The organism is Tunturiibacter gelidiferens (genome assembly GCF_013410115.1).
GTDB lineage: Bacteria > Acidobacteriota > Terriglobia > Terriglobales > Acidobacteriaceae > Edaphobacter > Edaphobacter gelidiferens.
The window spans coordinates 1,252,127-1,265,628 of record NZ_JACCCV010000001.1 but is presented as its reverse complement, the minus strand read 5'-3'; the positions used below and the strand labels follow the sequence as shown (position 1 = coordinate 1,265,628).

Below are 13,502 nucleotides of genomic sequence, written 5' to 3'. Positions count from 1 at the left end.
TTCTTTCGGCCTAACAAGACTCGCTTTTTGCCCGCACGGTCCATAAAAAGAGAAATTTCCTTTAAGAGGTTCTAAAAGTCTATTCGCAAGCCCGCCGTTACTCTCTAGACATTCTAAGGCCTCGCTGCTTTTCTCCTGGTGTGGGGCGGTAGACTTGAGGGATGGAAGTTCTTTATGGCCTGCACCCTGTTGAGGAGGCTATCCGGGCGGGGGGACGGCAGCTTGACCACGTCAGCGTGGCGAGGGAGCGTCGGGATGAGCGGCTGGAGAGGCTGATCGAGCTATGCCGGACGGCTGGAGTTCGGGTGTCGCTCGAGTCTCGGGACCAGCTGACCAGGCTGGCGCGAACGGATGCGCATCAGGGCGTGCTTGCGGTGGTTCGGGAGCGTAAGTTCCTGGGGATCGAGGACCTGTTGGCTCCGAAGGCGGAGGGACAATCCAGGTTCTTCCTGGCGCTGGATGGCGTCGAGGATCCGCACAACCTTGGGGCGCTGCTGCGGACTGCGGATGGAGCTGGCGTCGATGGTGTGATTCTGCCGGAGCGGCGTTCTGCTCCGGTGACGGCGACGGTGGCGAAGACCTCGGCTGGAGCGTCAGAGCATGTGCGGATCGCTCGCGTCACGAACCTGGTTCGTGCGCTGGAGCAGATGAAGCAGAAGCATGTCTGGGTACTTGGACTGGATGAGCGCGGGACACCGGATTACACAGAGTATGACTTCAAGGGCGACTGCGTTCTGGTGCTGGGGCGTGAAGGCGCTGGGTTGCATGACCTGGTGAAGAAGACCTGCGATCATCTGCTGAGGATTCCGATGGCGGGACAAGTGTCGTCGCTCAATGTGTCGGTTGCGGGCGCGGTTGTGATGTTTGAGGCGATGCGTCAGCGCCGTCAAACTGCGGCTCCGCCAGCTGCTCGAAAGCCTTCGAAGGAACGTAAGGGATTGGGATCTTGAAGAGTTTTGATGTTGTTTCGGTTGTAGGTCGCCGGCTGGTTCTGGCGGCTGTGTTTGGAGTTAGTTTAGCGCGGGCGCAGGAGGCTCCTCCTGCCGATTTGCCTCCGCCACCACAGGGTAAGGTTCTGTTCGATCGAAATCTGGATTCGCCAGAGGTTGAGAAGAAGGAGAAGCCTCCGGTAAGCCAGGCGGCGGTCGAGGTCAGCGATGCGGAGCGCACCTCGCTCACCTTCACTTCGTACGATCTGGATGTTCATCTGACTCCGGCGCAGTCGCTGCTGGGGGTTCATTCGAGATTCTCCGTGAAGAACTCGGGGAAGGCTCCGCTGACGAGGCTCGTGTTTCAGATCTCGTCGGCACTGAGCTGGGAGAGTTTTGCAGCGCAGATTGAGGGGCGCGTGGTGCCTCTCACTTTCACGCAACATGCGATCGATACTGACGCCGATCACACGGGGAAGGCGACCGAGGCGGTGGTCTCTTTGCCCCAGCCATTGGAGTCGGGGGCGAGTCTTGCGCTGACGGGCTTCTACTCGGGCGAGGTGGTGCAGTCGGCAGAGCGGCTGGAGCGAATTGGTGCGCCGCTCGACCAGGCTGCGAATGCGGACTGGGATCAGATCACCGCGGAACGGACGGCGCTGCGCGGGTTCGGCAGTGTTCTGTGGTATCCGACGGCTGCGGCACCGGTGTTTCTGGGTGATGGAGCGAAGCTGTTCCAGAGTGTCGGGCTGAACAAGCTGCAGCAGGCTGAGGCGACGGTGCATATGCGACTGACGGTGGAGTATGTCGGCGATGCGCCGGATGCTGCGTTCTTCTGTGGGCGTCGGGAGCAGTTGGTGAAGGTGAGTGAGAACCAGAATCTGCCGGTGGCTGAGTCTCCGGGGGTGGCGACGGCTGAGTTCTCCGCGCGGCCGTTGGGATTTCGTACCTTGAGTCTCTTTATCACCGATCGGGCGGGTACTGTGACCGACAACAGCCTGATCTCCGCGGTGACCGACCACTACGATGCACTGCCGAGCTATGGCGCGGCTTCGACGAAGGTGCAGCCGCTGCTGGTCGAGTGGCTGGGAGCCGGTCCGCTGAACGTGCTCAACATCCTCGATCACGACGGGCAGCCGTTTGAGGACGATGCTCTGCTGGTGGTGCCGATGCGTGCCGCGGCAGCAGAGGTGCTGGCTCCTTCGCTGGTGCATTCGTTGAGCCATGCATGGTTCGGCTCGTCACACGTCTGGCTGGATGAAGGCGTGGCGCAGTGGATGTCGCTGTTGTGGATCGAGCAGAGTCAGGGGCGGGAGGCGGCGGTGAAGCGACTGCAGCAGGAGGCGAACACACTGTCTCTTGTGGAGCCGGGGCCTTCTTCCGGCTCGTCTACCGGAACGTCGTCCAGTTTGTCGGCCGGCTCCTCCGCCTCCGATGCCGGGCAGAGCCTGATCCTTGCGAGTGATGAGGTCTACTACCGGACGAAAGCTGCGGCGGTGCTTTGGATGCTGCGGTCGGTGGTGGGCGATGATGCGTTGAAGCGGGCGCTGCAGACCTACCGGACCGACAAGATGGACAGCGACCCGAAGGAGTTTCAGCGGGTTTTGGAACGAAGCGCCAAGCGGGATCTGGCCTGGTTTTTTGATGATTGGGTGTATCGGGATCGCGGCCTGCCGGACCTTAGCATCGCCAACGTGACGCCTCGTGCGCTGGACAAGATTGGGGACAAGGGCAAGGGGTTCCTGGTGTCGGTGGACGTGACGAACGACGGGGATGCGGCGGCTGAGGTGCCGGTGACGGTGCGATCGGGGGCGTTGACTTCGACACAGAGGCTGCGTATCGCGGGACGGTCGAGCGCTTCGGTACGGGTCGTGTTCGAGGGTACGCCGGATGAGGTGATCGTCAACGACGGCAGCGTGCCGGAGGTAACGGTTTCGATTCACACCAAGCAGATTGTGGCGCACTGAGTTCTCCTTTCCCGGGAGGGTACCCCCTGGGGGGTATTTTCGCGTAAGTTATTTATTTTCATGAGATTGACGTTTTATGATTTTTGCAAATTCTTCATATGAAAAGGGTTACAGCTAAATACGTCTCACCAAAGGGTTTATGGATTAAATGCAAAAACCCCGGCTGCTGGACGGGGTTTTTTCTTTGCTGCTTCCAGTATAGCTGATGGCTGGTAACTGATACGCCAAGTCTATCTTGTTGTGTGGGCTTGGGTTAGGGGTTTTGGAGGCTTGACAGATTTTTCGGCGGGCAGGCGACGACAAAAAGCAAAGGCAAAAGCAGATCCCTACGGGATGACAACAAAAGGACAGGCAACGGCAAAAGCAAAGGCGAATACAGGAATTCTTCGACTGCGTTGCTCACAAAAGCGTGAGCAACTTCGCTCAGAATGACGTTATCTATTGTGGAGGGTGAGACGTAAGAGCAAGTGCGGTACAAAGGGAAAAGCTAGCGATGTGGTCGGGGAACTGGAGGGCGGGGTGAGGTGTCGGTCCAGGTTTGGGGTTGGCCCCAGGGGCGGGTGGCGGTCAGGTCGATGCGGTAGGGGCCGGTCGCCCGGTTGGTGGGCAGGACTTCGGCGAGGCCATCGCCTAACTGGGGGAGCGCGGTTGCGAGGGCTATTAAGCGTGCTGTAGAGGCCATGCCGGTGAGGTGAAAGGTGCAGCCTGCGGCGTCGAGGTGGCCTTCGAGGGTTGCGGGATCTTTGCCGCCGAGAGCGAGAGAGACAGGCTCCAGCTGAAAGCCATCGGCTGTGGGAGGGGCGGGTTTGCGATGTTTGGTTTGTGGAGTTTTTGGGGCGGGCGCCGTGGTGGAGCGGAGAGCGACATCGCCGGAAACCAGAGAGGTGGGGCCGGCATGGGGATTGATGAGGCTGGCGTTGCTCAGAAGCAACTCTCCGCGCCAGGGCAGTGTGCCGGGGGAGGCGGGAGCATAGGAGAGATTGCCGGTGAGAGCGCCGGCGGCAGAGATGTCGGCGGGGACGCGGGCGCTGGCTACCCGAAGCCACTCGAGGAGCGTTGCGGCGGGGAGGCCAGGGGTTCCGATCTGCAGGTCTGCGGACTTCGGGTTGCGGAGGTCGGGGAGGGTGCCGGTGAGAGCGACGATGGGCGCATCGGAGGAGCCGGCTGGCGGCCAGCTGCAGCGAAGATCCTGGAAGGAGTGGAAGTCGGCGGTGGCAGAGCCGAGGCATTGGAGATCGATGTCCATAGGCTGAGCGGGCACGAAGTCTGCGCGGCGGGTGTCGGTGAGGCGGAGGCGGGCTTGTACGTTGCTGTTGCTGACGGTGCCCTGGGCGTTGGCGGTAAGAAGCATTTCGCCGCGGATGCCGGCGTCGCGGCCAAGGAGGAGGCGGCTGGCTCCGCCGAGCGGCGCGTTGCGCCACTCGCCGCGCAGGCTGATGGGGACCTGATCGAGCGAAGCGGCTCGGCCGAGAGTGCCTTCGAGTTCGAGCGTGCCGGTGTCGGATACGTCGGTGTCGGTGCGGGCCGGACGAGCGGAGAGGCGAAGATGCCATTGCTGCGGGTCGGGGAGCCAGAGGGCGAAGTCAGCTTCGGTGAGGGAGATGGGAGACTTTTCGCGGTCGAGTTTGAGGTTGAGACGCGCCCCAGTGGCTTCGATGTAGGGGAAGCGCGGGGCGGGACCGGCCTTTCTCTGCGCGGTGGGAGCGGCGGAAATGTGGGCGGCGTGGAGGAGGATGCTCTCGAGGTTCCACTTCCCTGCCGCGGTGTGGACGAGGTTGACGCTGGGTTCGGTGAAGCTGATGGTGGAGAACTCGACGCGGCGGCTCCAGAGGGAGCTAAGGCGAAGGGTGGCGCGGACGGAGTTGGCACGGATGACGGGCTCGGAGCCGAAGGCTGGGTCTTCGTCGACGACGAAGTTTTCGAGCGTGAAGCCGGGAAGGGGGAGGAGGTTGAGGGAGACTCTGTCCAGGTGGACGGGGCGACCTAGGCTGTCGCTAATGCTGGTGGCGATGCGGCGCTGATAGCGGTTAACGCTGATGTAGGGAGGGAGCAGGATGAGCAGCATCACGGCAAGAATTACGAAGGCCAGGTAGAGGAGGCGGCGCAGCGTGTGCGTGCTGAGGGACGGAGCGGTGTCCGATTCCGCGTGTTCGCTATGGTCGAGGGAGGGCGCGTAAGTGGGGTCGGTTTCCTGCATGAACGATAGTCCGGCACGGTGGGTTAGGCCGCGCCGGAATGACCTCTTATTTGATGAGATGAAGCGTGCGCTTCCAGCGTGTTTCGTCGAAGATGTGGAGGATGATGTGACCCATGAAGCCGAGGCGCTCACCGATGCTCTGCTTGTTGATCTGGTCGGCGGGGGTCTGGAAGGACCAGTAGACGAAGAGGGGGCGGCCTACGATGTTTTCGCGCGGGACAAAGCCCCAGTAACGGCCGTCGAGGCTTTCGGTGCGGTTGTCGCCCATGGCGAAGACCTTGCCGGGGGGAACGATGAGGTCGCCGTCCTGAATGTGGCTGGGTAGCTCATAGGCCCAGCTGGCGGTGACGTTGCCGTAGTTGTCGGGCGGGACGGCGGGAAAGTCGTCGCGGTAGGGATCGAAGGCGTGCTGGGGGTTGTCGTCGGTGGCGGGCATTCCGGCGTAGGGCTCGTTTTGCGCGACACCGTTGAGGTAGACGATGCCGTTGCGGAGGTGGATGCGGTCGCCGGGGATGCCGATGGTGCGCTTGACGAGAAAGAGGTCGGGCTCGCCGGGTTTGAAGAAGACGATGATGTCGCCGCGGCGGACGTCGCGATAGAAGGTGAAGGGGGCCCATTTGGCGGGCGGGGCGAGGGAGATGCGGTCTACCAGGACGTGGTCGCCGATGAGCAGGGTCTGCACCATGGAGGCGGAGGGGATCTCGAAGTTCTGGAAGATGAAGGTCATCACGAAGAGACCGATGGCGAGGACGGTGCAGATGGAGGCAAGGGACTCAAGCGGAGTTTCGGCCTGCTCCTGCTGGGCGACGTCGGGGGTGGTGGCTTCGGTTGTGATGGTTTCGGGCAAGACTCTTCTCCACAGATGCAGCTTTCAGTGTATCGCTGATGGCGGGAGTGAGGGGGAGATTCGTCTGCTGCGCGAAACCGGGTCTCAGGCATCAAGGCTCACGAGAAAGTACACCGGAAGCTCTGGCCACAAGATGCCATGAGCGAAGTGGGCGAAGACAAAAATGAGGGAAGATACGGTGACCGCGACCGAAGCTCAAACATCCGGTTCGGAGGTCACCTGAAAGATATCCGCGGCGTCTCGTGAATGGCCCAACCAGGGATCGCCGATTCAGGCGCGGGCTGCCAGGAGGTAGGGTCGAGAGCTATACGAAGGCGCAGATTCTGTACATCGAAAAATAGTTTACGTAAATACAAAAATAGCTGTAGACACTACTTAGTTACTATTTTACGCTCCTGAGGTAACTCGAACGACCTGAGAGGTGACACCGATGGCTCACGCAAAGCTATTTTTAGGCACATTACTCGGAGTTGGGATCCTAGCCGCCGTTCCGCTCTTCGGAGCTTCTTCTGAAGTTAGCGGATCCACCATCACGAACAACACACCCAGGTTCACGACATCGGCCAAAAATCTGGGAGCCGTCGACCCTTCCACGGTGATTGAAGTCAGCATCTGGCTCAATCCCCACAACAAGGCCGATTTAGACGCGCTGGCGAAGGATCTTTATGATCCCGGGTCTCCCAACTACCGCCATTGGATTAGCAAGGCTGAGTTCACTTCGAAGTATGCGCCGACCGCAGAGGAAGCCAAGACTGTCGTGAATTTCTTCACGTCGAATAAGCTGACGGTCGTGAAGGTGGGTCCGGATAACTTCTTTGTCCGGGCACGAGGCACCGTGGGCGCGGTGAAAAGTGCGTTCCATGTGTCGCTCAACAACTATGAAGTCGATGGCAAGACAGTGCGTGGCAATTCAAAAGATCCCTACATCACGGGAGAGGCAGCCGCACTGGTAGGCTCGGTTGCCGGCCTGGACACCATGGAATACAGCCATCCTGTGGTGACTAAAACTACGAGCCGTAAGCCACCTACGACGCCTCCGGGTGTCGAATCTTCCTCGGCGGCGTTAGCAACCTCGGCCGTGGGCACGTCGTTACCCTTCAACTCGGATTGCTTTCCCGGCAAGACCACTCAGACGTTCAGTACGAGCGGCGGCCTTCCAATCGCCACCTACACTGGCAATGGTTATACGACCAGCTCGGCTGGGTGTGGTTACACGCCTGAGAACATCCGAGCCGCGTACAACCTCAACGCACTGTATGCCGAGCACTTCGATGGGAGCGGGCAAACCATCGTCATTATCGACTGGTGCGGATCGCCGACCATTACCAGCGACGCGAATGCTTTCTCGGCGCAATTCGGCCTGCCGAAGCTGACGTCGAGCAACTTCAAGATCATCTACACTCCCACTCCTTCTTATTGCGAGGCACCGGATCCGGAGATCAACATTGACGTGGAATGGGCTCACGCCATTGCACCTGGAGCTGCGATTGATTTGGTGGTCCCGCCGAGCGCCACTTTTCAGGATGTAGACCAAGGGTTCTTCTATGCAGTCAACTATCAACTGGGCAATGTCATCTCGGGCAGCTATGGAAGTGAAGAGCTCTATACCCCGACTAGCGTTCTGGTCACCGAAGATCTGATCGCCGAAACCGCAGCCGTGCTGGGAATCTCTGCAAACTTCTCCACTGGAGACAGCGGCGATTTCACCTTCGATTTTCCGCAATTTAATCCGGCGTCCGTGAGCGCCCCTGCAGATTCTCCGTACGCGACCGGGATAGGCGGTATCAGTCTGGCGCTGAAATCGAATAACACCATCGCCTGGCAGTCTGGTTGGGGAACCAATGAAAATCTGGTCGCGGAGGAGGGATTTGTCGAAGATCCGCCGACTGGGGGTGGCTTCTTCAACTTTGGTTCGGGAGGGGGCGTCAGCGCAGTCTTCGCAAAGCCTTCTTATCAGAGTCAGCTAAAGGGTGGTGGACGTCATCTTCCAGATATTTCGTGGCTGGCCGATCCATTCACGGGCGCATACATTGCGATCTCTGAACCAGGCGTGCTTCCTGAGTTGCAATACGCGGTCTATGGCGGCACAAGTCTTGCCTGCCCGATGTTCTCCGCGCTATGGGCCATTGCCAACCAGGAAGCTGGGGTGCCGCTTGGGCAGGCCGCGCCTTATTTGTACTCATTGCCTGCATCAACGATCACGGACATCGTCCCTTACAGCTCGAAGACCAATGTGACGGGAGAAGTTGTGGATTCAGCGGGGAAGAAAAGCTATTCGGCTGTAGCATTGGCCTCTCCGCTCGAAGGCTCGACGAGCTTCGAGAGTGTCCTGTGGGACTACCCGTTGCTACAAGATACCGCCCTGATTTTGACCTTCGGCACGGATAGCGGTCTTAAAACAGCGGTTGGTTGGGATGACGTAACAGGTGTGGGAGTTCCCAACGGGAAGGCTTTTGCCGACTACTTCAAACGGTAGCGGCGTCTTTATTTCTGAAACTTATGCCGGGCGTACCTTAGCGCCCGGCATTTTTCTCTCGGATAGCAATAGGCTGTGCGGAACACTATAAGTGATTTCTCCCCTGGATCGCATTCAAGGACTTATCAGCTCACATTACTCATAAGCTGATATTCGATGTACCCAAAAGATGAACTTATCCTTTAGTTCAGCCACAAGATGGCATCTCCTCTGATGCGGCGGTTCCGAACGGAACGGCGGCATTTGGCGTCTCGGCCTGCATGTCATCGCGAATCTTCTCTGCGAATTTTGACCATTTCAGCCTTATCGTCGCGTGGCTTGTAGTTGAAGGCCACGACTACGACACCTACCGTTTGCCGGCCAGGTCTTTCACCATGTTCGAAATGATTGTCGTTGACCTCCAGGTTGCGCTTTCGTGCCCGGGACGCACATTCGCGTTGATAGCACTGAAACACGAAGTAGTTTCCCCTGAGTGTTGCGCTATTTCAAAACCGGCTGCTTGGCCGAAGTTATTGACTACTCAATACGCTAGAGAAAACGTCCGATCTAACTTAGTCCCAGCAGTAACTAAGTACGATTACTTCTTTGTGCCTGGGTAACGCGTTGAAATCAGTTATATTTTGCTTCCGAGACGCACAATAAGTCGACGCACGCGAATCACTGACGTAATGATTTTTTCTCTGCCCGGGGCTTCAAAAAGATCTGGGTAGTTCTGTTTCCTTTGATCGTCTCGTTGAAGCCCGTTGGAAGGTGTACGCATTTCTTTCCTCCTCAGCGAACCAACAATTCAACAACGCTAGAGGTGAGTCCATGGTTCTATTTCCCTGTCTGCGAATAAATATCCTGCACCCTGTCGTCTCGAGTTACGTTTCGGGTTATTTGAATAAGGCTACTAGCTGCTTTCTAAGAGCTTTACTTCTGCTCTTCATGCTCGCGGCGGTGACTGAATTAGCGTTTGGCCAAAGTGCGACTCCGGTGAATGTGCCCACCTGGCGATACGACATTACCCACACGGGAGCAAACACGCAAGAAACACTCCTTACACCGGCTAACGTAAACAGCTCCTCATTTGGTCTACTTTTTTCAAGGTCGGTCGATGGGTACGTCTATGCACAGCCCCTGTACATCAGCGGTCTGACGATGAGCGATGGGCTGGTGCACAACGTTCTGTTCGTTGCGACAGAGCATGATTCCGTTTACGCCTTCGATGCCGACTCCAACGCTGGCGCAAACGCGCAGCCCTTGTGGCAGATTAGTCTGCTCAGCCCGACTTATGGTGCTGCATCAGGTGCAACTACGGTTCCAAGCGCGGATGTCGGTTCGACCAATATTGCTCCGGAGATAGGCATCACCAGCACTCCGGCGATCAACCTCGCAAGCAATACGATGTATGTCGTTGCGAAGACGAAGGAGAGCGGCGCGTATGTCCAGCGGCTGCATGCCATCAACATTCTGACCGGAGCAGAGCAGCCAAACAGTCCCACGGTTATTCAAGCAACGGTGCCTGGCACAGGGAGCGGCAGCTCAGGGGGACAACTTGCGTTCAATCCGTTGCGGCAACTGAACCGGCCGGCGCTGACCTATTACAACGGGATCGTCTATGCCGCGTTCGGATCTCACGGCGACATCGGGTCCTTTCATGGGTGGCTATTCGCATTCGATGGCACAACCCTGGCGCAGACCGCGGTGATCTGTATGAGCCCCAATGGATCCGACGCCGGCGTCTGGGGCTCGGGTGCAGGACTACCAATCGACAATGGAGGCACAGCCGGACGAATGTTTTTGGTTACGGGGAATGGCACGAATTCCGCCTACCCACCGTTCAATCCCGGGGTGAATCTCGGCGATAGTATCGTGGCGCTGAGCCTCGCGAACGGAGGTCTAGCTGTTACTGATGCGTTCACCTCTTTCAATCAGGCCAGCTTGTCGAGTTTAGATCACGACCAGGGCTCGGGCGGGATCCTCATGCTGCCGGATCAGACGGGGGCGAATCCGCACATCCTGATCCAGGCAGGAAAAGAGGGACGCATTCTGGTCCTGAACCGAGACAATCTTGGCGGCTATCTTCCCGGGGGCACTTCGAACACAAACGCTTTGCAGGACATTACCGGGGAGATTAATGGCTTGTGGAGCACACCTGCCTATTGGAATGGAAATGTCTATATTTGGGGGAGCGGTGACTCCGCCAAAGCATTCAGTCTCAATAATGGAGTACTTACACCTGCCTACACCAGCAAGAGTACCGTCTCGACAGGTTATCCAGGAGCAAGCTTTGTAGTATCTTCCAATGGCACGGCGAACGGGATAGCCTGGGCTGTAAAGACAGGTGGTGCTTCCGAGATACTGTATGCCTTCGATGCAACCAACCTGGCGACGATCTTCTATGAGAGCGATAAGCAGGCGCGCGACAACGCGGGGCCCACTAACAAATTTGTAGTACCGGTTATCACGAATGGACATGTTTACGTGGGTGCCGCACACCAAGTAGATGTCTTTGGATTACTGAATGGGGAGTCTGTTGCCGCGACGCCGACCTTCTCGCCGAAGGCTGGCGCCTTCGAACTTCCCCTGCCCGTCTCTCTCAACACGACAACACTTCCCGCGAATATCTACTACACCCTGGACCAAACTGTTCCTACGACTGCCTCCAACATCTATACTTCGCCGATAACTCTGACAGCGGCGACAACTATCAAGGCCATCGCGAGCGCAACCAACTATCTTCAGAGTCCGATATCGTCTGCGACTTTCACACTTCCGACGCAAACTCCGGCGCCGAACTTCACACCCGCTGGCGGAACCTATACCTCATCGCAGACGGTGGTGTTATCAGATGCAGATGAGTCGGCCACCATTTACTACACGCTAGACGGTTCTACGCCGACGACTTCCTCCACCGTCTACACGGCTCCTATCACGGTCGCAACGAATACGACGATAAATGCTATCGCTTTCGATTCGACGCGGAAGAACAATGACCTGTCCACGGCGGCCTATGTCATACAAGCCGGCAGTTCGAGCATAAACTTTGGCAGTGGCTTTGCCAGTGCCAGCGAGCTCACGTTCAACGGCACTGCGGTCGCAGGGAGCGACGGTAGCCTGGAACTCACCAATGGAGGTACTTACCAGGCTGGAAGTGCATTCAGCCAACCCATCAACGTTCAAGCCTTCACCACGGATTTCGCATTCCAGTTGCTCAATGCTATTGCAGACGGCTTTACTTTCACGATCCAGAACGCCGGCGCAACTGCGCTCGGGAGTAACGCGGGAGCGTTAGGCTATGGCAATCCTAAGGGTACAGGCATCCCGACGAGCGTCGCTGTCAAGTTTGATATCTACAGCAATCAGGGGGAAGGCAATGACTCCACCGGCTTCTATACGGATGGGGCGCTTCCTGAGATGCCTGCGGCGGATATGACATCGAGTGGCGTCATTTTAAGAAGCGGTGACACGATGCATGCGCACCTGACTTACGACGGCACTACTCTCACTATGACTTTGACGGACCAGCTGGTAGGCAAGACATTTACCTACAGCCAGGCGATCAATATCCCCCAGATTGTTGGAGGGAATACCGCGTATGTAGGGTTCACGGGCGGCACGGGCGGGTCGACCTCAATCCAGAAGATATTGAGCTGGACCTACGCTTCTCAGCCGGGGACGTCTCCGACCGCGACCCCAACTTTCAATCCCGCAGGCGGCAACTATACAACGGCGCAGAGCGTTGTGCTCAGCGACGCTTCGACGGGCGCCGTGATTTACTACACGACCGACGGATCTTCACCGACGACTTCTTCTGCCGTATACAACGGAGCGATCCCAGTAAGCAACGGGACAACAACCGTCAAGGCAATCGCTGTAGCTCCCAGCACTCCGCAGAGTGCAGTAGGTCAAGCCACCTATGTAATAAGTTCTGTCACGGCGGCACCTGTCTTTAGCCCTACCGCTGGTACTTATGCTTCTGCAACCAACGTGAGTATGAGTGACACCACGAGCGGAGCTGTCATTTATTACACGACGGATGGCACCACTCCAACTACATCTTCCACGGTGTACAGCAGCCCGATCGTAGTGGGCACAGGCACCACTACAGTCAAGGCTTTGGCGGTCGCTTCAGGTGCGTCGCAGAGTGCGGTCAGTTCAGCTACCTATTCGGTCTCAGCACCTGCTACGACGCCGCCCGTATTCTCTCCTGCGCCGGGTAGTTATTCGACAGCGCAGAGCGTTACACTTTCTGACTCCGCCTCGGGCAGTACTATCTACTACACGACGGATGGATCCTCACCGACGACGAGTTCTTCGGTCTACAACTCGTCCATCCAGGTTACGTCGACAGAGGTCATCCATGCGATGGCAATCGCGCCGGGCCTGTCAGCGAGTGCCGTTTCTGTTGGCGGATATACGATCCAGGCAACCCCTCTAGCGATCAATTTTCCGAGTGGTTTCGCTGGGGCAGGAAGTAGTTTCGCCCTGAATGGAGTGGGAGCCCTCAATGGCTCGATGTTACAGATCACGAAGGCAGGCGTGACCTATTCGCAAAGTGCGATATGGTTTGCGACACCTGTCAGCGTCGCGACATTTACGACTGACTTTGATTTCCAGATCCTAAACGGCGTTGCCGATGGTATGACTTTTGCCATCCAGAACCAGGGACTTTCCGCTATGGGGCCGTCAGGTAGCGGACTCGGCTACGGTGCTGCCAAGCCAGGCGGACCTGTTGGAATCGGCAAGAGTCTCGCCATCAAGTTTGACATTTATAGCAACAATGGCGAAGGCACCGATTCCACCGGATTCTACACAAATGGGACATCGCCAACGATACCGGCTATCAATCTTGCTCCTTCGATTGTCTTGAAGAGCGGACATACTCTCCATGCCCACGTTACTTACGACGGAACAACACTTACACTGCTGCTTACTGACCAGAGCACGTCGGCCAGCTTTACCACCACGTATAACGTAGACCTGAGCAGCGTAGTTGGTGGCCCGACCGCCTATGTAGGCTTTACCGGGGGTACTGGTGGTTCAACCATGAACGCGAACATCCTTGACTGGACCTACCAGAATTAGCAAGAGGACCTAGATGCGG

At 57.7% G+C, this 13,502-nt stretch carries 6 protein-coding genes; 4 read left to right on the top strand and 2 right to left on the bottom strand.

Features of this window, described 5'->3' with window-relative positions:
* Positions 1–161 precede the first annotated feature (161 nt).
* Together rlmB and HDF12_RS05310 are read left to right on the top strand one after the other, a co-directional pair.
* A complete protein-coding gene (rlmB, locus tag HDF12_RS05315; protein WP_179581549.1) occupies positions 162–950 on the top strand; it encodes a 23S rRNA (guanosine(2251)-2'-O)-methyltransferase RlmB in 789 nt (262 codons plus the stop codon).
* Positions 947–2,893: a M1 family aminopeptidase gene (locus HDF12_RS05310; RefSeq protein ID WP_179581548.1), complete on the top strand. Its 1,947-nt coding sequence runs from the start codon at positions 947–949 to the stop codon at positions 2,891–2,893. Before rlmB ends, HDF12_RS05310 begins: the two co-directional genes overlap by 4 nt.
* A 487-nt stretch (positions 2,894–3,380) precedes the next feature.
* Here the strand turns inward: HDF12_RS05310 and HDF12_RS05305 are convergent, their stop codons facing one another.
* The gene (locus HDF12_RS05305; protein WP_179581547.1) at positions 3,381–5,090 is read right to left on the bottom strand and encodes an AsmA family protein; all 1,710 of its coding nucleotides are present in this window, start codon (positions 5,088–5,090) and stop codon (positions 3,381–3,383) included.
* Between the two features lie 46 nt (positions 5,091–5,136).
* The gene (gene lepB / locus HDF12_RS05300; protein ID WP_179581546.1) at positions 5,137–5,937 is read right to left on the bottom strand and encodes a signal peptidase I; all 801 of its coding nucleotides are present in this window, start codon (positions 5,935–5,937) and stop codon (positions 5,137–5,139) included.
* 430 nt (positions 5,938–6,367) lie between these two features.
* Here lepB and HDF12_RS05295 point away from each other — a divergent pair, with 430 nt between their 5' ends.
* The gene (locus HDF12_RS05295; RefSeq protein ID WP_179581545.1) at positions 6,368–8,413 is read left to right on the top strand and encodes a S53 family peptidase; all 2,046 of its coding nucleotides are present in this window, start codon (positions 6,368–6,370) and stop codon (positions 8,411–8,413) included.
* 810 nt (positions 8,414–9,223) lie between these two features.
* The gene (locus HDF12_RS05290) at positions 9,224–13,483 is read left to right on the top strand and encodes a chitobiase/beta-hexosaminidase C-terminal domain-containing protein (RefSeq protein ID WP_179581544.1); all 4,260 of its coding nucleotides are present in this window, start codon (positions 9,224–9,226) and stop codon (positions 13,481–13,483) included.
* Positions 13,484–13,502 lie beyond the last annotated feature (19 nt).